The organism is Undibacterium sp. GW821-FHT11B02 (genome assembly GCF_058808955.1).
On sequence record NZ_JBXASD010000003.1, the window covers coordinates 538,955 to 562,747 of the forward strand.

The 23,793-nt window shown below is 52.4% G+C and carries 24 protein-coding genes and 1 pseudogene; 5 read left to right on the forward strand and 20 right to left on the reverse strand.

From position 1 onward, the window contains the following. Positions 1–11: 11 nt before the first annotated feature. Together AC1RVX_RS08730 and AC1RVX_RS08735 are read right to left on the reverse strand one after the other, a co-directional pair. Positions 12–530 (reverse strand): isochorismatase family protein, encoded by a 519-nt coding sequence (locus AC1RVX_RS08730; RefSeq protein WP_493216178.1) that lies wholly within the window; start codon positions 528–530, stop codon positions 12–14. A gap of 28 nt (positions 531–558) precedes the next feature. Beyond that, entirely contained in the window at positions 559–1,248 is a 690-nt protein-coding gene (locus AC1RVX_RS08735) for a GntR family transcriptional regulator (RefSeq protein ID WP_493216179.1), read from the reverse strand. 587 nt (positions 1,249–1,835) lie between these two features. Between AC1RVX_RS08735 and AC1RVX_RS08740 the strand changes: the two genes are divergently transcribed. Further along, positions 1,836–2,675, forward strand: a complete 840-nt coding sequence (locus AC1RVX_RS08740; RefSeq protein ID WP_493216180.1) for an SGNH/GDSL hydrolase family protein — start codon at positions 1,836–1,838, stop codon at positions 2,673–2,675. Next, positions 2,672–3,523: an NAD(P)H-binding protein gene (locus AC1RVX_RS08745; protein ID WP_493216181.1), complete on the forward strand. Its 852-nt coding sequence runs from the start codon at positions 2,672–2,674 to the stop codon at positions 3,521–3,523. The genes AC1RVX_RS08740 and AC1RVX_RS08745 overlap by 4 nt, the downstream gene beginning before the upstream one ends. On the opposite strand, the gene AC1RVX_RS08750 is transcribed toward AC1RVX_RS08745, so the two are convergent. The 4 genes from AC1RVX_RS08750 to AC1RVX_RS08765 form a co-directional block, all read right to left on the reverse strand. Then, positions 3,517–4,149, reverse strand: a complete 633-nt coding sequence (locus AC1RVX_RS08750) for a TetR/AcrR family transcriptional regulator (protein ID WP_493216182.1) — start codon at positions 4,147–4,149, stop codon at positions 3,517–3,519. The two genes, AC1RVX_RS08745 and AC1RVX_RS08750, sit on opposite strands and share 7 nt — an antisense overlap. 103 nt (positions 4,150–4,252) lie before the next feature. Beyond that, complete coding sequence (locus AC1RVX_RS08755) at positions 4,253–5,110, reverse strand: sigma-70 family RNA polymerase sigma factor (RefSeq protein WP_493216183.1); 858 nt, start codon at positions 5,108–5,110, stop codon at positions 4,253–4,255. Then, a complete protein-coding gene (locus AC1RVX_RS08760) occupies positions 5,107–5,988 on the reverse strand; it encodes an alpha/beta hydrolase (protein ID WP_493216184.1) in 882 nt (293 codons plus the stop codon). The genes AC1RVX_RS08755 and AC1RVX_RS08760 overlap by 4 nt, the downstream gene beginning before the upstream one ends. Before the next feature lie 70 nt (positions 5,989–6,058). After that, positions 6,059–6,373, reverse strand: a complete 315-nt coding sequence (locus AC1RVX_RS08765) for an EthD family reductase (protein ID WP_493216185.1) — start codon at positions 6,371–6,373, stop codon at positions 6,059–6,061. On the opposite strand from AC1RVX_RS08765, the gene AC1RVX_RS08770 reads away from it, so the two are divergent. After that, complete coding sequence (locus AC1RVX_RS08770; RefSeq protein WP_493216186.1) at positions 6,363–6,719, forward strand: hypothetical protein; 357 nt, start codon at positions 6,363–6,365, stop codon at positions 6,717–6,719. The two genes, AC1RVX_RS08765 and AC1RVX_RS08770, sit on opposite strands and share 11 nt — an antisense overlap. Before the next feature lie 139 nt (positions 6,720–6,858). On the opposite strand, the gene AC1RVX_RS08775 is transcribed toward AC1RVX_RS08770, so the two are convergent. The 5 genes from AC1RVX_RS08775 to AC1RVX_RS08795 form a co-directional block, all read right to left on the reverse strand. Beyond that, a complete protein-coding gene (locus AC1RVX_RS08775; RefSeq protein ID WP_493216187.1) occupies positions 6,859–7,215 on the reverse strand; it encodes a FlxA-like family protein in 357 nt (118 codons plus the stop codon). A 111-nt stretch (positions 7,216–7,326) separates the two neighbouring features. Continuing rightward, positions 7,327–8,220, reverse strand: a complete 894-nt coding sequence (locus AC1RVX_RS08780; RefSeq protein ID WP_493216188.1) for a LysR family transcriptional regulator — start codon at positions 8,218–8,220, stop codon at positions 7,327–7,329. 39 nt (positions 8,221–8,259) lie between these two features. Further along, the gene (locus AC1RVX_RS08785) at positions 8,260–9,126 is read right to left on the reverse strand and encodes a cupin-like domain-containing protein (protein WP_493216189.1); all 867 of its coding nucleotides are present in this window, start codon (positions 9,124–9,126) and stop codon (positions 8,260–8,262) included. Continuing rightward, positions 9,123–9,872: a metal-dependent hydrolase gene (locus tag AC1RVX_RS08790; RefSeq protein ID WP_493216190.1), complete on the reverse strand. Its 750-nt coding sequence runs from the start codon at positions 9,870–9,872 to the stop codon at positions 9,123–9,125. Before AC1RVX_RS08790 ends, AC1RVX_RS08785 begins: the two co-directional genes overlap by 4 nt. Positions 9,873–9,951: 79 nt before the next feature. After that, positions 9,952–10,710 carry a hypothetical protein gene (locus AC1RVX_RS08795; RefSeq protein WP_493216191.1) on the reverse strand — a complete coding sequence of 253 codons (759 nt, stop codon included), beginning with the start codon at positions 10,708–10,710 and terminating at the stop codon, positions 9,952–9,954. Positions 10,711–10,836: 126 nt separating this feature from the next. On the opposite strand from AC1RVX_RS08795, the gene AC1RVX_RS08800 reads away from it, so the two are divergent. Beyond that, complete coding sequence (locus tag AC1RVX_RS08800) at positions 10,837–11,340, forward strand: GNAT family N-acetyltransferase (protein WP_493216192.1); 504 nt, start codon at positions 10,837–10,839, stop codon at positions 11,338–11,340. Positions 11,341–11,799: 459 nt separating this feature from the next. Here AC1RVX_RS08800 and AC1RVX_RS08805 read toward each other — a convergent pair whose 3' ends face one another. From AC1RVX_RS08805 to AC1RVX_RS08840, 8 genes and pseudogenes are all read right to left on the reverse strand, one after another. Beyond that, complete coding sequence (locus AC1RVX_RS08805) at positions 11,800–12,159, reverse strand: hypothetical protein (RefSeq protein WP_493216193.1); 360 nt, start codon at positions 12,157–12,159, stop codon at positions 11,800–11,802. Positions 12,160–12,301: 142 nt separating this feature from the next. Beyond that, positions 12,302–12,706, reverse strand: coding sequence for a roadblock/LC7 domain-containing protein (locus AC1RVX_RS08810; RefSeq protein ID WP_493216194.1), 405 nt, complete (start codon positions 12,704–12,706; stop codon positions 12,302–12,304). After that, on the reverse strand, positions 12,696–13,241 hold the full coding sequence (locus AC1RVX_RS08815) for a GTP-binding protein (RefSeq protein ID WP_493216195.1): 546 nt from the start codon (positions 13,239–13,241) through the stop codon (positions 12,696–12,698). Before AC1RVX_RS08815 ends, AC1RVX_RS08810 begins: the two co-directional genes overlap by 11 nt. Before the next feature lie 2 nt (positions 13,242–13,243). Next, positions 13,244–13,903, reverse strand: coding sequence for a hypothetical protein (locus tag AC1RVX_RS08820; protein ID WP_493216196.1), 660 nt, complete (start codon positions 13,901–13,903; stop codon positions 13,244–13,246). A 388-nt stretch (positions 13,904–14,291) separates the two neighbouring features. Continuing rightward, positions 14,292–15,041: pseudogene (locus tag AC1RVX_RS08825) on the reverse strand (IS5 family transposase). Positions 15,042–15,803: 762 nt separating this feature from the next. Beyond that, the gene (locus tag AC1RVX_RS08830) at positions 15,804–17,093 is read right to left on the reverse strand and encodes a PQQ-dependent sugar dehydrogenase (protein WP_493216239.1); all 1,290 of its coding nucleotides are present in this window, start codon (positions 17,091–17,093) and stop codon (positions 15,804–15,806) included. A 208-nt stretch (positions 17,094–17,301) separates the two neighbouring features. Next, positions 17,302–18,408: a calcium:cation antiporter gene (locus tag AC1RVX_RS08835; protein ID WP_493216197.1), complete on the reverse strand. Its 1,107-nt coding sequence runs from the start codon at positions 18,406–18,408 to the stop codon at positions 17,302–17,304. Positions 18,409–18,639: 231 nt separating this feature from the next. Beyond that, entirely contained in the window at positions 18,640–19,548 is a 909-nt protein-coding gene (locus tag AC1RVX_RS08840) for a proline dehydrogenase family protein (protein WP_493216198.1), read from the reverse strand. Positions 19,549–20,494: 946 nt separating this feature from the next. Between AC1RVX_RS08840 and AC1RVX_RS08845 the strand changes: the two genes are divergently transcribed. Beyond that, positions 20,495–22,093: a family 43 glycosylhydrolase gene (locus tag AC1RVX_RS08845; protein WP_493216199.1), complete on the forward strand. Its 1,599-nt coding sequence runs from the start codon at positions 20,495–20,497 to the stop codon at positions 22,091–22,093. A gap of 165 nt (positions 22,094–22,258) precedes the next feature. Here the strand turns inward: AC1RVX_RS08845 and AC1RVX_RS08850 are convergent, their stop codons facing one another. Next, positions 22,259–23,476 (reverse strand): DUF1444 domain-containing protein, encoded by a 1,218-nt coding sequence (locus AC1RVX_RS08850; protein WP_493216200.1) that lies wholly within the window; start codon positions 23,474–23,476, stop codon positions 22,259–22,261. Positions 23,477–23,793 lie beyond the last annotated feature (317 nt).

The following is a 23,793-nucleotide window of genomic DNA, read 5'->3' on the forward strand; positions in this document are numbered from 1 at the left end:
AACAAACTTTCTTAAAACGGCAGTTGTACAGCAGGGATAAGCCTGATCTGCCCGATCTCACTCCATATCCAGTTATGGTGCAGGATGATGGCAGGCGCATCCATGTGCGGGCGCTGGCGCGTGGTATGGGCATCGGCAATCACCACGGTCTTGATGCCCAGTGCTGCTGCCTGGCGGATATTGGTGTCCAGGCAAAATTCAGTGGCATAACCACACACAAATACTTCATCAATACCGCGCCCGGCCAGCGCTGCCTGAAATGGGGTTTGCTGAAAGGCGCTGCTATGCTGCTTGGCACTGACAAAGTCGCCAGGCTGCGGCGCAATCGCTGGCGGAAATTGCCATGTGGCGCTGTCTTTTTCCCATACCGTACCGGCTTCATCATGCTGCACGTATACCACCGGCATGCCTGCGTGGCGCGCCCGGGTGATGAGGCTGCTGATACGTTCCAGCACCTGCTCTGCCTGGTAAGCTGGCGGATCGATGAAGACAGCGTTTTGGAAATCGATGATGAGCAAGGCGGAAGGCATGGGGTTCTCCAAAAAAAGTGAGACGTGTTTATGTCGATGCTGATGTCGATGCAGATGCGGAAATCAATTTCAATAGCTCTGGCGGCAGGCTCCAGTTTTGTTTCATCGCCTGCACTGCTGCACTGGCATCGCCAGCCCTCAACGCAGTAATAATGGCCTGATGTTCAACGATGGATTGCGGTGCCATGCGCTGATCACCAAAATGGGCCAGCTCTATGCGCTTGATGCGTGGGCGCAGAGCAGAAAGCAGCTTGTCTATTTCCGTGTTCTGGCTGGCCTGCACGATGATGGCGTGGAACTGGGCATCCAGTTCCGTCGCACGCTGGTGTGCCTGTTCTGCAATGGCCTGCCCCAGCGCGGCATTGGTGGCTTCCAGTTGTTGCAGAAGGTCAGCAGTCAGATGCGGCAAGGCCAGTTCCAGCGCCGTCGCCTCCAGTGCCGCGACCACCGGGTAAAGCTGCACGATGTCCGCCAGATTCGATGGTGCCACCTTGGTCCATTTATGAAAGCTGGTCACGACCAGCCCTTCATCTTCCAGTTGCCGCAAGGCTTCCCGCACTGGCGTGCGTGACACCCCCAGTTGCGCCGCCAGATCCTGGTCCCGCAATATCTCACCCGGCGCAAGCTGCAGTTCAACAATCCACTGCTTCAGGCAGCGATATACGTCTTCACGGGCAAGTGAACGCGGTAAGGGAGCAGTGCTGGCGGGTATGGGCATGGATGGGTGATATGGATAGCTATGAATAAGTGTCGAATAAAGCGGGCTAAATGAGCAGACGAGACGGCCAGATTTGCACGATATTGGTTTTTCTTGGTGTGTAGTATATTACAGTAGTATGTAATATACTACCATGAATGTTAATTAGACATAAAACCTGATGCCGGTCAGTCATATTCAATCGTAAGGCTTAGAACCTGCTTATGATCTGTAGCGAGCGTCAGCGGAAGTGAAGATCAGTGCAAGGGTAATAAAAACGTAGCGCAACAAGCGGAATGTATTCTGGTACATCGGCCCGGCGACCAGGTAATACGGCCAGATGTGCGGGCCTTCGTATTCGACATGCAGTTCGTTATCGCCCCCCTACGAACTGCCGATTACAGCAACAGTACTCTGTGCACCGCCCCGGCTCCTGACCAACTTCTGGGCGCGACCAGCAACTGCCAAAATCTGAGTAAGGCTCTGGACATGACCAAATTCACAGGCAATTTCAAGGCTTTAGCGAACATGAAACGCGAGTAGCGACGCCCCTGTAACCTGTCTATCATTTGTCATCTATAAACGGATCCAACTATGAGGTGAAACCCATGTCGAACGAGCAAGTGCGCTGGCTTTTGAAAGTAATCCAACCCGAGCGGACCCTGGCCGCCCTGCCCGGGGCCGCCAGCTTCAGTCAGGTTGCTCACGCCGGGCTCCTCAATCTCCCGGTCGAGATTTACGCGACTGAACTTGGCCGCATGCAAAAGGAAGCCTCGGAAGCGGCCAGCGCGTTGCTTGCTGACGAGGCCGTGGCATCGATGGTCGATCGCCTTCCCTTGCTGAAAGGGGCCAGGGTAATGGTGTTTGGCGACAGTTTGACGTCCGAGCCACAGTCCTGGGCCGTGATCCTGAAGGAAATGCTGGCGATGCGCCGTGGTGCCGACGGGATTTCGTTGACCATCAGCGCAGTTGCGGGCGAGACGACCACACACGGTCTCGTGCGGTTTGGAGAGATCGCCAATTCCCGGCCCGACTGGATTCTTTTCCTCTTCGGTACCAATGACGCACGCACGCAAGGCCCGCATCCCACGAAGACGCTCGTCCATCACGAAGAGACCGCGCGCAACATGGCGGAGCTGCGTCAACGCGTTTCCAGAGAGACCACTGCGAGATGCGTCTGGATCACCCCGCCCGCGGTCAATGAGGCACAGGTGGAGGCGCATTGGGGCCTGGCCAGGTTCGGGGTTCGGTTCCGTAACGAAGACTTGGAGCAAGTCGCCAACATCGTCCGCGACGGCGACGGCGACGGACGGGTCATCGACGCTTTCTCCACGTTTGGAAGTCCACCTCCATCCGACCTGCTTATGGACGATGGTCTGCATTTCACTCTGGCGGGCCAGAAGCGACTGGCACTCGAAGTGATCCGCGGCTGGAGCGAGCTCAAATGAATTACCTTGTCATCGGTGCCACGGGAAACATCGGATCCCGCGTAACTCAACGCCTCGTTGATTCTGGAGCACGCCCGTCCGTTTTCGTGCGCAGCGCGAAGAAGGCCAGAGCGCTTTTTGGCGACCATGTCGATATCCATACCGGGGACCTCGAAAAGCCAGGTCACTCGCTAGCTACTGCGCTGGCTGGTATCGACGGGATATTCCTCGTGACTGATGGACCGGATCTCGAGAAGCGAGATCGTGCGGTCTCGTTCGCCGCCCGCCAGGCAGGCGTACGACACGTGGTCAAGCTCTCTACGTTGGATGTGCTAACCGGGATCGGCACCGGTCCGTGGCACGCACGCGGCGAAGAGGCCATTCGGGACAGCGGGTTGGCGTTCACCTTCATTCAGGCAGCCGGATTCATGTCCAACGCGCTTGGTTGGTCGGAATCCATCCGCCGGGAGGGCATGCTGCGCTCTTCTACGGGTGGGGGCAAGATTGCATTCATCCATCCGGACGACATCGCCGCCGTCGCCTTGGCCGCCCTGACCACGCGCGACCACGACGGCCAGGCATTGGTGATCACCGGCCAAAAAGCGCTGTCGTATGGGGAGATGGCTGCCACAATAGGCAGAGCCATCGGCAAGCCCGTCGGCTTCGAGGAGATATCCGACAAACAGGCATACACCGGGACTGTCAAATGGGCTGGGAAAGGGCCTTACGTCGATGCCCTCGTGAACATCTGGCGCGCGGTGCGCGAGGGCCGGCTTGACACCGTCACGGAGGGCGTAAAGTTGGTCACCGGGCGGGAACCAATCCCGTTCGAACAGTGGGCCACCGAGAACGCTGCATCGTTTCAGTAGTGCTTCAGTGTGTTGCCCCGAAAAGAATTCACGTAGAGCTGTACGGTACGAATTGCCTCGTTGCTGGCGTCATCACGCGAGAGGGCGGTGTGCGTCTGGTGGGCCATTCCGTGCACGAGCGATTCCACCATGCCTGGAAGGACAAAAAGCATACGCTCCGTCTCGTCGATGCTGTACTGCTCCTGGTCGGCGCGTGACAATACCCATCCGAACGTGTGGTGCAGCGCGTTCTTGAAGCCCGGAGCGCTCTCCGGAACGACGGGCGAAATAATCTCGTGCAGCTCCGCAACTTCCGCGTGCACATTCACCAGACTCTGGACGAGTTCACACGTGAAATCCTCCAGCGGAGCCGAGGCGTAGGCAGCCGTCGTCTGCTCGATGACCTGTTGTACATCTTCGACGTGCCGGTCATGAAGGGCTGTGAAGATTGTGCGCTTGTCGGGGAAGTACTGATACAGCGACCCGATGCTGACACCTGCCACCTCCGCGATGCGATTCGTGGTGATAGCCTGGGTCCCGTGGCGCTTCACTACAAGGTGGACCGCCTCAAGCACGGCGTCTACGGTTTGCCGCGAACGTTGCTGCTTCGGCTCGCGCCGTAAAGGGTTCCTTTCGGTCGTCTTCATGCTGTCTTCCTCATGCTGTCTTCCTCATGCTGCCTTCCTCATACTGTCTACCTTCATAGAATCATATCAGATTCTGTTGCAACAACGCCGGGCCGGACAGCGCTTACTCCAGGCGAACCCAATCGATAGTCTCCAGCACATACGGCGCGAATAAATAATCGCGGATTCCGGCGATCTGGTTTTCCGCCCAGTTAATCAGGACGAAGTGCGCCAGCTTTTTCATATCGCTGGCGGCGTCGAAGACCAGCATGGCTGGCTGCCCTTCCACGGCACCAAAGCCGAAGCGCCATTTTTTTTCTTGCGCGTAGCGTGTGAAGTAAGGCGCGATCTTTTCGCGACCTTCCCAATGCAAACGATTGACGAGCTCGAGCTTCACATCATCGGCAAGCATCGCGCGGATCGTGTCGAAGTCACCACTCTGAAACAAATGCACGAAGGCGGCCATTTTCGACCGCTGTACATCAGACATCAGCGGCAACTGAATGTCTGGCGGTGCCTGCATAAGCTGGCGTAGCGCGACGCGGCCGCGTTGCAGCGCCGACTTTGCCGCCGCTGGCGAGCACTCGGCAATGCTGGCGATTTCATCGACAGAATGGCCAAGCACATCCTTGAGGATCACCGCGCAGCGCTGCAGTTCAGGCAGGCGCAGGAAGGTCTGGAAACTGATCGCGACAATATCACTTTCGGGCAGCGCTTCTGCTTCGAGCTCATCGGTCAGCGGCACGACGATGACGCGCGACTTCTCACGAAGGAAATCCAGACTCGCATTGCGAGCAATGCGAAACACCCACCCGTCGAGGTGATCTATCTCCACACCCTGGCCATACGCGAGAAGAGCCTTGATCAGGGTCTCTTGCACAAGGTCTTCGCCATTGACTGCCGAACCAGTCATGCGCGCGCAGTAACGATGTAGCCGTGGCCGCAACGCTGTGAGGCAGTCTTCGAATTCTTCCTTGTTCATGCGCCCTCCTGTTTAGCAGGTACGTGATCGGCAATCTTGACGAGAATGCTCGCCAGCGCCGCCGGTTGCGACAGGAATGGCGAGTGGCTGCTTTCCAACGTATGCGTCACCGTCTTGTTGCCGATAACGGCGTCAACCGAGGCAATCATGTAATCCTGGCCGGGCAACGGCACAGCGCGATCCTGCGTGCAGCGGATGTAGTGGCGCTGCACGGTGCCAAACCGCTCTGGACTGATTTCCGACAGAGCCAGCGCGCCGCCATTCGATTCATCGTGATGCAGTTGCGAGGCGGCCTCGTTGAAATCGGCATCGGACAGGTCGGCATAAAACGAAGCCTTGAGCAAAGCGCGGTAGGCCTCGTCGGTGGAACCGGCGTGAATCCTGGTCGCGCCGATAGCCATCGGATCGCCCACGAACAGGCGCGGTGCCAGCGCCGACGCCATCGATTCATCCATCAGCATGGCCAGCAGGGGCATTCCATTGGGCACCATGAAACCGGCAAGATAAACCACCGCACCCAGCAAGTGCGGCACCCGTTCAGCCACCGCCGACACAGTCATGCCACCAGCCGAGTGGCCGACCAGGATGACCTGGCCATTGCTGCGCGAGGCCGCTTCCCTGACCAGGGCCGCCACCGCTTGCGTCCTTTCTTCCTGGGTGAGCTCCGCGATGGGCGAGCGCTCGGCAGCGAAGGCGGCGCTGTCGAACGGACGGGCGTCGAGCGAACCAGGTGGTATCGCATTGTCACCCGCGCCCGGAAGGTCTGGCGTCATCACCCCGAAGCCTTGCGCTTCAAGCAGTGGCCTGACCCGATTCCAGGATGAACGGTTATGCCATCCGCCATGGACCAGGATAAAAATTGCTTTGCTTACCGGCATGTGCTTCCTCTTTATGTGATTTTACATTCTTTGCAAGCTGTTCAAGCGATCTGAGTGTTATGTCCTGGCTTCACACTTCAATGTCATCGAAGAGGAACATTTCGAAGCCCGAATCATCGGGTGCAAACAAACGGCGGTCCGCGCCCGCCGCCTGACCTTCAGGGCTTGCAAACGCGCTCTTGATCGCCGCCATATCGTCGAAATGCAATATCCCGATCAAATGGACATCGGCGCGACCTGCCACCGCGGCGATCGGCCCCTTGCTGACTTCGTATTTTCTGAGTCCCGGGATTTTTTTGCTAAGGGGTATATGGGTGCCAAAGTAGTGGCTGTCAAATGCGGCGACATCCTTCGGTGTTCGGTAAATCACGACCATGCGTGCCATGGTGTTCTCCTTCGTTAAGTTGCGCGATGTGGACAAATTTGTCTGCTTTTGTTTGATACATGCTAAAGACGACGCCGAAGGTGGAAACGGATCGCGACATCGAAAATATATTTCGGCGATTCTCCTGGCGCGACACCCAGCCGGCACCGAGCGTCAAGCGGCCATAGGTCGCTGGCTGGACGTGCTGGCCAGCATCAAGGCCGATACCAAGGACGTGTTGAACATCCTGGTCAGTTGCAGATACTGCTGGTTCGTGGCGATGGAATGCAGGCTGGTGCGGATAAATGCAGCTTCGTTTGCAGCTACTGTCGAACGTCAAAATAAGAAAGGAGCGATGCTTTTTTAGCAAAGAAAAACCCCAAGCGAAACTATCATCAAACAGACTAAGCACTGGTGCTCGCCAAGATTGACGCCATGCTGCCAGCTGTTTCACCTGACAATTTGTGCCTGAAAAATTGTCTTCAGCCGACCTATGGCGATGTTTGTCAGACAGTCGTGTTGACGACACTGCCTATTGTTGAATACGGCGAATATTGCGAATGCTTTGCTGTGGCCTGGGGCTTCTGGGTGTTCGATGACGTGCCGTGCTGGTTAAGTTGTGCCAGGGCTTCCTTTTGCGCTGCGGCTGTCAGCAATTGCTGGATCTGCATTTGAATTTGCTGTATTTGTAACTGCAACAGCGTCAACCGCTCTTTTGCTCCCTTGGAGGTGTCTTTGGTCGCGTCCTGCAATTTCTTCATCAGCCCCACCAATTGCTTCTGTAGTTGAGCGACCTTGCTGCCAGTGTCTGAACTGCCGGATGCAATAGCAGCAGATGATCCTACCGTTGTTACCATTTTCATCCCCGTCACTATGCTTATCAGTATATTAACGACACAGGCAAGGCAAACTTGAGCACGTTCAATTTTGTCGAATCAATTTTGTCGAATTACTGCCCGTTGAGATGAATATCTTCAGGTTTTATGCCGCAATGCATCCACCACCAGCGCAAAGGCTGGTGAAGCCTGGCGGCGGCTGGGGTAATACAGATGGTAACCCTGAAAGCTGGGGGTCCAGTCTTCCAGCACACGTTGCAAATGGCCGTCGCGCACATGTGGTGCCACCATGTCTTCTGGCAGGCAGGCAAGACCAAAACCAGCCAGCGTGGCGCGTAAAATTTGCGTGCTGCTATTGAACACCAACTGCCCTTCTACCCGCACATTGAGTTCATGGCCGTTGCGTTCAAATTCCCATGCATACAGACCGCCATAGGTGGCCATGCGCAGGTTGATGCAGTTGTGGCTCGCCAGTTCTTGCGGGGTTTGCGGGGGTGCATGCTTGGCGAAATACGTGGGCGATGCCACAACGGCCATGCGCAGATCAGGCGCGATGCGGACGGCGATCATGTCCTTGGCGACTTGTTCGCCCAGGCGTACACCGGCATCAAAGCGATCAGCCACGATATCGGTCAGGCTGTAGTTGATATTAATTTCTACCTTGATGTCGGGATAGTTGGGCAAGAAGGTGGCCAGCTTGGGCCACAAGACGGTGTTGGTGGCATGTTCCGCCGCAGATATACGGATGGTGCCAGCGGGTTTGTCGCGCAGCTCGCTCAGGGCGGCCAGTTCATATTCAATTTCTTCAAAGCGCGGGGCCACAGTCTTGAACAACCTTTCACCCGCATCAGTGAGGGACAGGCTGCGCGTGGTGCGTGTCAGCAGACGTACGCCCAGCCGCGTTTCCAGCCCGCGCATGGTGTGGCTCAATGCTGATTGCGACACCCCAAGCTGGGCGGCAGCCCGGGTAAAGCTGCCTTCACGGGCGACGGTGATGAAGGCAAGCAGGTCATTGAAGTTTTCTTTTTGCATTCATGAATCCTCTTCATAAGTCTATATTGATTATAGTCCTTAATTAAGAGCACCCTCAGAATGGCAAGTACAATTACCCCGCCCCATCCAGCCAAGGCGGTGCAGCAGATCGCGTGATTGCACCCAGGCCCAGCGTGCTGACACTTGTGCACGTGGGCCATGGAATCCGCCGAACAGGATACAGGGCGTCAGGTTCAACACTTCATGCCACCAGCCTGCTGGCACATGCAAGACATCGCCAGGTTCCAGATCGACGACAAAGAAATCGCCCTGTATTTCAGCATGTGCCTCCGCTTTTGCCGCAAGCTCCTGCGCGGTGCAGGTGGCCAGCCTGGCCCAGGAATCGTATTTGCCCGCCACTGCATGCATGCGCTCTACCGTGCCTGCACGGACCAGGTAAAAGCGTTTTCTGCCGACGATTTGTACGGCCAGATTGTCGAGATAATCGTAATGGAGGCCAGTGCGTGCATGGGCCGGGCCTATCCAGCTCTGTAATGACAATGTGCTGCCCCGCACAAAGAAATCAGTATGCTGCAAGTCTTGCCGCAACGCAGGAATGGCGTCAAGCAAATCAAATTCCTTCAGGTACAGGGGTTGATCTGTCTGATTCTCCTGATGCTCTTGATTCGCTTGGTTCTCGTGATCATGACCTTCTTCAAGCAAAGCAAGATAGGCACGTAAGCTGGAGTCAATGAAACGCGTGCGGCCCCGTTCGCGGTTGCCTGCCACCAGCTTTACTTGCATATCGGGGGCAAGCCCGGCCAGCCGGTTAAAACTCCAGTGTTGTACCGCAGGCCAATGCGCTGCCAAGCCTCTGAATACGGATGGCCCGGCACGATGGCACAATAACTGCATGCCCGGAAACATAGCCGGTGCCAGTCCCTGAAAATACTCCCCTGTCATCATCGCCCTTTGATCATGACGATGTGGCGCAGACTGGCGCCGGCCATACGTAGCAAACTGGGGATGGCACGAATGGTGAAGGCGGCAGCTTGCAGCATCACGCGTGCCGCGCCAACACGTTGGGCGCGTATGTCAGACCACAACAGGCTAGCAAGCGCAATGGCAACATCGGTAAAAAGATAACATGCCGCCACCAGAAATATCAATGCGCGCCGACCTTGCCCGATGCCCATCGCATCGGCCACCTCTTGCACGACAAAGCGATGTTCTATCTCTTCCTTGCAATGCCATTGCCATAGTCTGGTCTGTTGCGTGTCATTCTGCCCTAGCCATGCATTGTGTGGCCGCAACACCTGTTCTGCGAGTAGCACCGTCAACTGCTCGAACGCGGCGGCAAAAGCGATGCGGGTCGGCAGTTTCCATCCTTCCATTTGCTGCATGGCTGCTTCAATACGCTGCTCTAGTCGCTGCGCTGGCGCATGGGCGGCCATTCTTTCGTTATACAGACGATGCGCGCGCGAATGGCTTTGTTCTTCCTTGGTCAAGCGCAGCACTTCATTCTGCAGTTGCGGGTTGGAAGAACTGCGCACGCTTGTGTTGAGCCAATCGAAAACAGCCGTAATGACGAAATGCTCGCCACAGGGAAGCAAGAGCGAAATAGCATCGAACAGACGAGAACGGAATGCGTCACCGTCATTCCACCAAAGCGTGGGTAATTCTGCAGGCACCGGGTTTGCAGATGTATTCATCGCACGATCATCCCGGCCAGGCATACAGGTGTAAGGGCCGGCTGACAATTCAACTTCATTTTCATCTTTAACCTCATTATCACACTCGCTCAATAGCAGGCTTGTCTTTCAGTTCGGGGCGCGGCTTCGCGTATTCTGCAACCATGTCTTCAACATGGGTGATCCATTTGAGCACCACTTGCAAGGTCTTGAATGGCAGGCGCTGCCACACAGGACACAGTTGCGATAGCGGCACAGTCCCCTGGATCAATACGCCATGATCAAGCGAGGCATCATGCGGAAAATAATCTGGCAGCACGGCAACAATGCGGGTAAATCCTTTGCCATGGTAGTACCGCAATTGCGGATCAAGCGGCAGCTTGCCGCGACGGGTATGCGCATAGGTGGCGACATCGAGCGAAGGATTATTTTCCAGCGCACGTTTGAAACCAGGAATCGGTGATCCCAGATATATTTGACGCCATCCATTCTTCAAAGCATGTGGCCAGAAAAAGGAAAACAGCGCTGCCGCTGCCTGTGGTTCGACACTCGTCAGGCTGATGCCGAACAGGCTGTTGGTCTTTTTTTCTGTGCTCTCGTGTACACTCTCTGCACAGTCTTCCCAACGACGTGCGCGCGCAATGCCTTGCTGCGAAATTGGCCGCATAAAAAGTGATGCAAGCGCTTTGCCTGTATGGGAACAAAAAGCCCCCAGGCACAATTCAGGATAATCAAGCAAGCGCTTGCGCAGCGTATCGGCATTGGCAGCCTGGTTTGATGTCCATTGCAGGGATTCGAGTTCCAACAGTGTAGATATATCGTCGGTGGTAAGGAAGCGGGGAACTATTGTCAATTGCATGAGAATGGGGATGGCTGAAGTAACAAAGATGCCGAGTATAGAATCAGGTCATGACCTCTCAATGACAGGTTTTAATTACATGGTATATATAAAATATATCGATAATATTATTATAGAGAGGTTCATTTGCAAATCGCATTCATTCAGGAAAACCAGTACGAGTCCACCGTCGACCTGCTCCACGAATTGGGCGTTCACTACAATGGAGAACATGCAGCTTCCAGACAAACTGTCAAAGCGCATTTCATGCAAAACCTGATCGGGCCAGATGCTGCCGTGCGCATCGTCGTTGCCACGCGGGATGACGGCACCGTCACCGGGTTGCTGGCGATATCGATATTTCATTCGCTGGTGAATGCGGTGCCAGGTGAGACGGGGCAGCTTTTTGTCAAAGAGTTGTATGTCTTGCGTACAGCACGCCGCAGCGGTGTTGGTGAAGCGCTTATGAGATGGGCGGCAGCGTATGCAGTCAGCAAAAATTGCGTGCGGGTTGACTGGCATGTCAGGGCAGATAATGAAACCGGGCTGCGTTTTTATCAAAGCCTGGGCGGCGTGCCAGTCGGTGACAGGTTGTGTTATCGCCTGTCAGGTGCTGCCCTCACCCATGCAGCAAAAACCGGTTGTGGATAAGTCTCTCTGACCAGCATTTGGCAGGTCTGAGTTATTTTTCCAGGCAGACATTTGAGACGGTTGACGATGCTGTCGTTACGGCCATTTCTCTTGCTTGGGGAGCTATCCCGATACCTCGTATAACCGGCATGCGTAGTCAGTTCCGCGTGTAGCACTGTATCTCTCATAGAATTGAGCAGCTTATGAGAGAAAGCATACAAATCGGCGTCAGTGTCTTGACGTCTTTCACCAAACCTTTAGCCAACACTGGCGCTTGCTTCTTTCCAATGCGTTAATCCTTATTTTTTAATTCCTCATTATGCGAGGTGGATCGACCAGGATAACATAGAGGCTACTGCATAATTAACCTGGCATTGTGCGCCTTCTTGCAGCACTAAAGCACTGTCTTCGCCGGTGCATCTGGCCATCTTAATTTTGCAACAGCCTCCTACACAATTCTATTTCCAGATTCAGCAAAAATCACAAATCCAATACTGCTTCGACTTCGGACACTTTGCGTCGGGCGAGCGCGAGGTTCGACTTCGATTTATCCAGTACCACGTATAAAAACAAGCCATCGTGTTTGGCTAGTGGCCGTAATATATGGTACTGCTTACCTAAAGTGATCAGGATGTCTTCAATAGCATCCTGGAGATCCAGGGACTTCATGGTTTTCAGTTTTGCACGAACTACTTCGGTATTACCAGCGGCTGCAATTTCGAGGTCCATTCCACTTCCCGCTTGCCCCAGGATCATGCCACTAGTTGAATCTACCAAAGCCGCACACATTGCACCATCCAAAGCCACTAAATTTTGCACTGATTGATTAATACTAGCCATAAAAAACTCCATAATAACGACGTCTATGAAAAAGCAAACGACGCGACGCCCGAACGACATTTACTGAAAAAATTTCCGCGACCGTACTACATCCTTTTATCGACGGGGACTGAGCTTTGATCTAAGCTTGCTTATGATTTTTCTACTGAGATATTGGCGCATGACTAGCACTTTGCAGGTTGCGGGCTGCCTGTTTAGCGAAATACAACACTTGCCCTATGATTGCGTCATGCCCTGCAACTACACTCATGATCAACGATCCTTGCTCGCGCTCTATCTGGAATATCAGCAACATACCAAATTTGGCTTCTATGATCACGTTTTCACACGCACCAAGATTGCTTTCTTTACCAGCCAAGGCGCCTAGAGAGGCGATCGAGCTAGACATAGCAGACAAACGAGTGACGAGCGCAGTACTTTCAACTCGAGAAGCGACTTCAAATCCATCTTCCGTCGAAATGACAACAGCTTTTACCCCTTTGACCTGGGAATGGACCGAATGAACTGCTTTTTTTGCACTTTCCATCAAACTTTGATCAATCTTCATAACTATGCATCTCCTGTTTCGCCTCCAACTGAAGCATAAGCAACTCTAATAACTCGGCAACATTTCTGGCTTCGCGAACATCGGTTTGCAAAACAGGACACAATATGCCGCGTGTACTAAGGTGCACAGAAAAACGTTCAACGTCCGGCGACGGATGTGTGCTCATGTGGCTAATGGCGACAACACAGCTTGTCGAATTAATCAAGCTTTTGAAACTGTCCAAGTACGTGTCCAAATCAGCCAATGGATCTGCCTTGCGGTTATCAATCAATATGATCAAACCCAGTGCACCACGTGACAATATCTCCCACATAAAATCAAAACGCTTTTGGCCAGGTGTACCGTATAACCTGAGCTTGTCACCATTGCTGAGCGTCATTTCCCCGTAGTCAAGCCCGACGGTCGTGGTTAATTTATTGATTTCCGCGTCTGTGTTGAGCACATCTGTGCTTAAGGTCGACACCTCACTCACAGCAGTAATGGCAGTGGTTTTCCCTGCGCCCGCCGGTCCGGTAAACAATACTTTGTAATCCATGGTCATTCCGCCCCTATGATACGAGAAAGTTTGCTCCGTATCCGTGACAGAACGCCCGGTTGAACATACGCTGGCAAAGCAGATTCATATGACTGTTCGACTTTGATAACTCTGGATTCTTTTGCTAACAGTCCAGACGCATACAGATCGAACACAAACGATTTGCATGCTTCGATGTCCTGACCAGATTTTTTATTCAGCGCTTCTATCGAAATAGCCTGCTTCGTCATGACAGTGGCCAAGCGAATCCGGTCGCGTGTATTGATCAGGCTGGATGGCGGCCAACGCTTAAGGAGATAAGGCTGAGTTAAGTCGAAAATAGGTAATTGAGCCGCATTGTTCTTATTGCTCCTCCTGCCAAGCGCCATACCAATCCGGTTTAAGACGGTTGCAATTTCAACGGAATTCAATGGAAGAGACAAACATTGTTCCCCCCCTGCATTTGACGTGGTGAGCATCAATGTATGCGAAGCGGAAGTCTCATTTTTTGAAACAGATATTGCAGCTTCTTTACCATGAATGATGAGATCAGGTAATTTTTCGTCGTGTAACCACTCATACTGTAAATTAAAATTGAGCACACGCACATAGGATTTAAGAAGCTCAGCGTCCCTGAAAGCAACACCTTGCACACTGAAGTAAAATACTTTTCGATTGGACATATGAAGAAGTTATTGCAGACCGTTTGATAGAAAATTACATGCGACTGTAGAACACATTATTGAAGTGGTTGATAGAATTTTCAGGTTTCACATCTCATGTAACGGAAGAGGAAATACTTCTTCACACAGCACGAAACTTTTCAATGCAAACATATGATTACTGAACAGTGCGATCGTTACCAGTAAGTTACGCAACCTCTGGTTAAGTGACTGCTTCGAAATTAACCTGGCGTTGTTACGTCGCCTTGCCAGGAACGCCGAGTTATCTTAATTTCGCAATAGACGTTAAATCTGAAATTGCAAAACTGGACTTAATCAGATACCACTTAAATACAATGCCAAATCTGACACATTTTTTTGTTCTATAGCGCTGGGGAATGTTGACGTTTCACATAGGCAACCACAAAAAGGCGCAGGCCATGGCGACAACACTTTCATCATTACGTTTCAACTTGTCGAATCTCGTCGCCAAAGCCCGAAACTGTTTTAAGCGCGCAAACGCATTCTCGACGAAGTGACGGTATCGATATACTCCTTTATCAAGGTCGTCGTTTCCCTTGAGTGAGTTGCGTCTTCTCGGGATAACGACACGACTTCCCTTTGCTATGATTTGCTCTCGTACCTATTCGCTGTCATAGCCGTTATCGGCAATCATGGGTCCCGCCTGCGGCAGCACGGCAATCAGTTCTGGCGCAGCCTTGCAGTCATGGGTAGCGCCACCGGTAACAGTAAAATCAATTGGCAATCCATAACCATCGACTGCCAAATGAATCTTCGTTGTATGACCAACCCGGCTTTTCCCTATGCCTTCATCGCTATCACTGGCGGCTCCTGCACTATGCTGATGTGCCTTGGCATAACTACCATCGATAAAAATCCACTCCACATCCGGCTCTGTGACCAGTTCCTTAAAAACTGCACTCCACTTTTCGCAGCTTGACCAGGCATTAAATCTCTTATAAATCGAGTTCCAGCGACCAAATGCTTTCGGTAAGTCTCTCCAAGGGCAACCCACTCTCAGCCGATACAGCATCGCTTCTACCATCAGGCGTAAATGGCGTTTGTTATAAATACGTTCTTGAAGCAAAATCTTCTTCAGTTTCGACCAAAGCTCGTCGTTGAGCAGCAGTCGGGGCATGGCAAACTCGTGTTGATCCGGTGTGAGAACCTTAACAATAGAAGTTTGCCTTTCTTTTTCAAAGACTGACGATCAAACGTCAACACGCCCTAGAATGAGCAATAGAAATGCTTTTCGGATCACGGGTAGCAGCAATGACATAAAGTCCTCTCAATAAGGCTTGCCTGATCAACTCCTGATCTGTTTCTGATACTCTTCCGAAGCGGACGATTTTTCTAGTTTTTAATACAGTGCAAAATTTATTGAATTCATCATGCCAAATACGTCTGCAATCCACAATCCGACAAATGTCGGGTTGCCCTGCATTAGCCTTATGAGATACGGAAGTAGATATTTTTTGATCTTGCAGCGTCCTTTGCTACTCACTGCATTCCAATAAACTTGCGAGGTGGGCGAGCGCAAGTTCAGTAGCAGTGACACAAAGCTATCATCGTTTGCGTTTAATCTTCTGATGAATCTCATTACGGATACTCTACAGAAAAAAGATTGTCATATTATAACTAATTGTAAAAATTGAACTTTCGCAACACATCTGGAAGTTTATTGCTGGGATGCCTTGAAAACGCTGAAAACCCTTGATCCACCGAATGGCGGCTACAGTCCGCCATTCGATCTGATCACATCGCTCGTCATTTTGAGGTTGTTGTTTGAAGTTACCTGAAAGCCCGACTACACCGCAGCGACGAAGACAGTACTTTAGTACCGAATCTTGCTAAATGCGGGAGCTGCAACGCAGTTGGGGCAGTTTTGCGTAAGTCCTGCTTATTTCGCTGTTACGCGCCAGATAATATTGCCTACATCATCTGCCACCAGCAAAGCTCCCTTGCTGTCAACGGCGACACCAACCGGGCGGCCCTTGGCCTTGCCGTCTGCAGTTAAAAATCCGGTGAGTACATCTTGCGGTGCACCGGCTGGTTTGCCGTCTGCAAAGGGAACAAAAATCACCTTGTAACCGCTGTGGGGTTGGCGATTCCATGAACCATGCTGGCCAACAAAGGCACCACCGGCATAACTGGCAGGCAGCAATTTTCCGTCATAAAACGTCAGGCCCAATGAAGCCGTGTGGGCACCGAGGGCATAATCCGGCACCAGCGCAGTGGCCACCAGATCGGGCCGTTGCGGTTTGACCCGCACATCCACATGCTGACCAAAATAGCTATAGGGCCAACCATAAAAACCGCCATCGCGTACCGATGTCATGTAGTCTGGCACCAGGTCATTACCCAGTTCATCTCTTTCATTCACGGCAGCCCACAACTGCCCGCTTTGGGGTTGCCATGCCAGACCATTGGCATTGCGCAAGCCGCTGGCAAACAGGCGCATACGGCCTGTGGCGATGTCAATTTCATGAATGGCGGCACGGTCTTTTTCATTTTCCATGCCGTTTTCTGTGATGTTGCTGTTTGATCCCACCGACACATACAGGCGCAAGCCATCACGGCTGGCCACCAGGTCCTTGGTCCAGTGATGGTCGATTTTGCCGGCGGGTAAATCCACTATCTTGACGCCAGGTTCCGTAATGCTGGTTTGCCCGCGCTGATAGGGGTAACGTATGATGGCGTCGGTATTGGCGACATATAAATAGTCCCCCACCTGGGCCATGCCAAAGGGGGAATGCAGGCCTTGCAGAAATATGCTGCGTGTGCTGGCCACGCCATGTTCATCAAGGCCACGCAATAGCGTAATGCGATCGGCACTCGGTGAGCTGGCACCCGCTGATCCTTTGACTTTTTTTTCGACCCAATTGCGGATACTTTTCAAGCCACTGCTGGTATCGTGTATGGCAGGTGCATTGCTTTCTGCCACCAGCACATCACCGTTGGGCAAGACATGCAGCATGCGCGGATGATCCAGTCCTGTCGCAAATGCGGCCACTGCCAGACCATTGGCTGCCACGGGTTTATCACCTTTGGGCCAGCCTATGGCGGGCGCGATGTTGATCGTCGGCAAAAGGTTTTTTTCCGGCTCTGGCAAATTGGGTTGTGCACCAAAGCCACGGGCTTCTGGCAGAGTGCTTTGTGCGCTGCATGCCTGCACCATCGACAGCAACATGAGGGCAAACAAGCGAGATCTGGCAGGAATATGGCCCGGGATATCTTTCTGCCCCCCAATCAAGGTGGCAGGCGCGGAAGCTGACATGATTTCTCCAGGCAGTAACAGGAAGGCGATGCCCTATTACATCCCTCTGTACGCGCCTGGTCCGTTCGTCAGCGTACACAACAGCACATAACAGTGCACCGTCAGAATTTATATTACCTGCCTATGGCACCACGGTCGTAAACAAATACACCGCAAAAATCACGCAATGAATCGTGCCCTGCATGATGGTGGTACGGCCTGTACCCAATGAGATAGAAGTAATGATCAGCGACAGCAACAGCAGCACGGTAGATTTGGCATCGATACCCAGCGTCAAAGACCAGCCGGTCGCCAGCGAAATTGCCGCCACCACCGGTATCGTCAAACCTATGCTGGCAAGCGCTGAACCCAATGCAAGATTAATGCTGGTCTGCAAGCGATTGGCGCGGGCCGCACGAAAGGCAGCAACTGCTTCCGGCAACAACACCACCATCGCAATAATAATGCCGACCAACGCCTTGGGTGCACCAGCAGCAGCCACTGCACTTTCCAGCGTTGGTGCCAGCGCCTTGGCCAGCAAGACGACGGCCCCCAGGCACAGCATCAGCAAGCCTGCACTCATCCAGCTCATTTTGTTGGATGGCAGTGGCGCATGTGCCTCTGCATGTACATCTGCAATTGCCTCTGCATCGGTCGATACATTTTCAGGCAAAAAATAATCGCGATGACGTACCGTCTGCACCAGCACAAACGTGCCGTACAACACCAGTGAAATAATGGCGATAAAAGTCAGTTGGCTGGGACTGTAAAAAGGCCCTGCCACGGTGGACGTAAAATTAGGTAATACCAGGGTCAGCACCGCCAGTGCCGCCAGCGTCGCCAGCGAAGTACTGGCACCCTGCAGGCTGAAGCTTTGCTCCTTGTGCAGGCTGGCACCCGCCAGCAAACAAATGCCGATGATGCCATTAAGGATGATCATGATGGCAGCAAACACCGTATCCCGCGCCAGGCCAGACGTGGCTTCACCACCCGCCAGCATCAGCGACACAATCAGCGCGACTTCAATCAGCGTTACCGCCAGTGCCAGCAACAGCGTGCCAAATGGCTCACCGATGCGATGCGCCACCACTTCAGCATGGTACACCGCCGTCAGCACACCACCAAACAGCGCGGCAGTCAACAACACCGCATACAGGGGAGCCGATATCAGCACCCCCCCTGCCAGGATGACCCAGGCAGCGAAAGGAGTAATAACAGACCAGGACGGCAAGCGTGCAGGAATTTTCATAGGTAGGCAGGGCGGATCACACCAACAAGATGGGTCAGCCCAAAGTGAGTCAGCCCTAAGCATAGCTGAAAATTGCTTTTCACATCAGATGAATCACAGGCCGGCGCATTTACGGCCAGACACAGAATGTTGATGACGATTGTGTAGGGTGCGCCACGCGCACCGTCGTCAAACACTTCGCCTCCCATTTTCCGGGAGGCTGTGCACACGGCGAACCCTACACGCTATCCGTCAGAGCCCCAGCACTGCCCGCAAAACATAGCCAGCAATACGCGGGTTCTCTTTCATTCGTCGGGTGCTGTACCCATACCAATCCTCACCATATGGGACATAGATGCGTACACCAAACCCCATCCCCTGCAGGCGGTCACGCAGCGGCTCGCAAACGCCTAACAGCATTTGAAATTCAAACTGTGTCGGCGCGATGCTGCGTTGTCGAATCATGGTAACAATTTGTTCGACCAGCACCTCGTCATGCGTAGCAATAGCGACGAAGGTTCCGGCGTCAAAGCAACGCGCAACATGATGCAAAAAATGGGCGTTGATTGCACTTCTGTCGCGCCATGCATCCTTCACCAGATGGGATTGATCTTCTGCATAAATGCCCTTGCAAATGCGCAAGTTGCTTTTGAAGTGAATCAGTTGTTCAATATCGGCATAGCTGCGTTGCAGATAAGCCTGCAAGGCCAGACTCAGCTTGCTGCTGTATTGCTTGAGGCGAATGAACAGTTCAATTTCCATCTGGGTGCAACTGACATCTTCCATATCCATGCAGACAGGGATTTGGTAGCCTTCGGCAACTTCCACGATCTGCTCAAACAGGTGTTCACACTGCACCGTATCCAGTAACAACCCCAGCGCAGTTGGTTTGACAGAGACGCCAGCGTTCAATCCATGCTCATCGAGAGCGTGCAGCAGCTTGATATATTCGCCAGCAGTATCTGCTACCTGCGATAAATTGCTCACCGATTCACCGAGCACATCGACAGTGACTTGAAAACCGAGGGCGTTCAGCTCACGAATACGAACCAGTGCATCTGCCAGCTTGTTGCCAGCGATATAGCGACGAGAGATTTTTTGTACCAGAGCGCGAGGAAGCCAGGGGATGGCATGCGCCACCAAAGTGTTGATTAATTGCATGTAAAACTCCAAACAAATAACTGAATGCCGCAGCCAATCCGATGCACTGATCGGAAAGTTAATGGGCAAAGCAAGAATGCCGGCAGGTGGATTACCAGCCGGTACAAGGCAGCATGCTGACGACACGCTTTTCAGCGCGTGACAACGATGTGCGTTCAGTTAGATGTAGTTGGAGGCCAGGCAGCGCGTTGCATTTTTTTCTCAGGGAACCTGCAAATTTTCCGTTTTGAGTTCGTTCTTCAGATGAAAGTAAAACGGTGTGTCAAAACAGTGGTATTTAAAATCGCTTGTCCACAAATTGGACGCATCAAGGATACCTCAAATAAGCGATTCATTGTCAAAGAAAAGTTTGTGCTTTGGCAGTTAATGTTTAGGGCGTGGCTTCAGCAACCAAATTATACATTCGCAGCTTATACAGAACTCATTTCATCAATAGGGGTGAAATGAGTTCAAATATCCATTCTCAACAATGAGAATGGTTCATGCCAAATCTGCGACCAGGCAATACCGATTCCTTATTGCGAAAATCGCTAAAGCTGCGAACAATTTATTGCAAGTGAGATTTTCTTCTACTTTGCTTAAATACGAAGGTGATAGCATGCAACAGAAAATAAGGCGCTATTACAAAATCAGGATGACCAGACGCGCCCGGACCCGACACGCTGATGCAGATTGTACTTTAGTACCGGGGTTAATATTCGGAAGGTGCAACAACGCCAGGTTAATTTGGCAACAGCCTATACGTATTGCTGAGGATTATATACAGAGTGGCGTACGATATTTCGGTACATGGAACGAAATGAACTTGAGTGATTCCTGAAATGCTGCCAAATGAAAAACAAGAGGCACCTGATTACAGAAAACTTCTGCGCTCTCCGTGTTCTCTGTGTCTTATTAACGATGTGATTTTAGGGATTCTGATAGTTGAAAGTATCTGACAATGACAATGACGAGACGCAATGCCATTAAGGGGCTGATTGCTGGTTCCCTGGTTTCATCCAATATATCGCAAGCTAAAAATGTTTGCGCCGACAAAAAAACATCCACCGGGCCGAAATGGCGTAGCGGAATTGAAGGGCAACGTAAAGCTGATCTCGGTAATGGTACGTTCCTTAATCCTATCGTTTCCGGCGATCACCCTGATCCCACCATTCTGAAAGATGGTGAAGATTATTACATGACGTTTTCATCCTTCCTTGCCTATCCGGGCGTCGTTATCTGGCACTCCCGTGATTTAGTGAATTGGGCTCCGGTCGGTAGTGCGCTGTCGAAACCGATCGGCAGTGTTTGGGCTATGGATTTGATCAAACACAAGGGCCGTTACTATATCTATATCCCAGGAAGCCCGAATGACAAGCAGTCAATCTTCGTTATCTGGGCGGACAACATCAGAGGTCCGTGGAGTGATCCGATCGACCTGAATCTGCCAGGTTGCATTGACCCAGGTCACGCCGTCGGTGAAGACGGCAAACGCTACCTTTTCACGAACGGCATCCGGCGCGTCAGATTGACCGATGACGGCCTGGCGACGGACGGTAAAATTGAACAAGCCTATTCTGCCTGGCAATATCCAAAGGACTGGGTAGTGGAAATGTTCGCCCCAGAAGGCCCGAAACTGCTCAGACGTGGCGAGTGGTTCTACATCGTTACCGCAGTGGGTGGCACCTCGGGGCCACCTACCAGTCATATGGTCATTGCTGCCAGGTCACGCTCAATCCACGGTCCTTGGGAGCATTGCCCGCACAACCCGCTCGTCCGTACCCTCAGTGCTGACGAAAAATGGTGGTCGAGAGGTCATGCCAGTCTTGTCGAAGGGCCAGGCGGCGATTGGTGGATGGTGTATCACGGTTACGAGAACGGCTTCAGAACTTTGGGACGCCAATGTTTGCTTGAGCCTGTCGAATGGACGCAAGATGGTTGGTTCCGGGCCAAAGGTGGTGATCTCTCGTCACCTTTGCCAATGCCGCGAAATGGTAAACCGGGGCCATCAGGCTTTCCTTTGTCCGATGATTTTACCGGCAACAAATTCGGTACACAATGGAGCTTCCACAATCCAGACTCCCTAGAAATGAAACGGGTGCAATTCAACCACGGGGCGATCACCGTCAAGGGCAAGGGAAGCTCCCCTGCCGACTGTTCGCCGCTGACCTTCATCGTAGGTGATCTCGGTTATGAGGCCAGGGTCACGCTTGACATACTGGAAAAAGGCGAAGGCGGCTTACTGCTGTATTACAACGAGCGTATGTTTGTCGGCCTGGGTTTTACATCAGATCAGATGTTAACTTTTAACTACGGCCAGGAACAGGTTTGGATGCGCACAGAAATGTCAATTTCCACTGTTCACGTCAAAGTCAGAAACAACCGGAATATTGTCAATTTCTTTTATTCAATTGACGGAAACAATTGGATTCAGCACCCTTGGACCATGGAAGTGTCGGGGATGCACCATAATGTGTTCGGCGGTTTTTTAAGTCTGAAGCCAAGCATATACAGTGCAGGCCAGGGAAGTGTCCGGATAAAAGACTTTGTGTATCAAGCACTTTAGGGCATGTTGACCTGACGCTTATTGATTGAATGAGTAAATCAAACAAGTTGGTCAACAAATAATCCGTATGGTGCGCCACGCGCACCGTCTTCAAACACGCCACACTTATTTTACGGAGGCGGTGCGCATGGCGCACCCTACGGGTTACGGCCTTGCTTCCCACCATCACAACGGTGTTTCCGCCACCGAATTGACCTGTTCCATTGTTGGGAAATGTTTGACCAGGTAGCGTACGGGATAGCCCTCCACTTCTTGCATCAGGTCAGCGGCGATGCTGGTGGCGGCGGCCCAGGTAATGATCTTGCTTTCATATTCGCCTTCTTTATTGCCGGGCATGACCAGAGCAACCAGATCGGTTTTGGGCAAGAGGGATACAACACCACGGGTCCAGGTGCATAGCGATGTCAGCAGGCCGGTATCATTGTTTTTGAAGACGGTATAGGTGGCGACAAAAACGTCGGTCTTTTCTTTTTCATACAGGGCTTCCAGCAATTCTTTTTGCGAGCCATAATCTTCTGCCACGAAAGAAGTCTGCAATGATTTCAAACTGGTCAGTATGTCCGGATCTTCCGGTGTGTAGCTGACGATCTGGCCATTTTTGATTTTATACATGCAGGCCGACACCACGCGACCTTCTTTTTCGGCACATTCCTGCGCGTGCACTATCATGCACAACTGGCCAGCGATGTTCGATGCAGCGGTCACCAAATAACGCCCACGCGTTGGCACCATGATGACCGGGTCGCTGCCACAATTAGCGCGATAGGCCAGGTCTGTCAACAGGATGCGCGATGAATCATAGGCGTCGTCCCACACGCCTGCCATCACGCCAACGCCAATATCAACAAATTTATCGACAGTACGGTCACGCAGGTTAGCCAGGGCCACATCCATTGCATCCTGCACGCTGACACCCCAGGTATCAAAATTGGAACGATTGACCAGGGCCATCGAATGTTCGGTGTCATAGGCCAGCATCAGCACGGCATCATCGCTGAAGTTCAACGATGCTTCATCATAGGACGCGGGCTTGCCCTGGATCAGGCTGGTCAGTCGCAGGTATTCACCCTGCCCGCGCGGTTTCACACTGGGCATGAGATGGGCTTTGGCTTTGGCATAATCATCCGGTATGCCTTCCAGTGTCAGGCCAGCGGTATATTTCAGCAAAACCGTGTCGCGCTGTTTTTTGGCCGAAGCGCAGTAATCGCGGTAGGCATTGTGCAGGTTCAGTACGTGCGAGCCGGTGTCCCCCACCAGCAGGCGAAATTCAGCCTCATCGAAACGGATGATCTGGTCCACCCCTTGTCTGCGGGCAAAGTCAATGACGATCTGTCCAAATTTTTTGGTGGATGGCTTGCTGCTGAAAAAATCAAAAATGCCCATGGATGTCCTTTGCCGTTGCGATGTTGTTGCTCTATTGTTGCTGTGCGGTGAATGGTGGAATGTGAGCTGCCGCCTTATTTTACCAAGCTTTGTGGTAAAGATTGCATTTTGACATTCTGGTGAAATTCTCTCACCTTTATGCGTCCTGCCCTGCTTAAACCAAACAATCATGTCCTTGAGCGGCTATGGACATCACATGCGATACCATTTTGCATATCGTCCTTCACAAAAAATTGATTGGCTGATTTTCTTTCCAGCTTTTAGCATGGTGCTGTACAGCAGCCCGCCTTCCACCTGTCCTGACCCGAACTGAATAC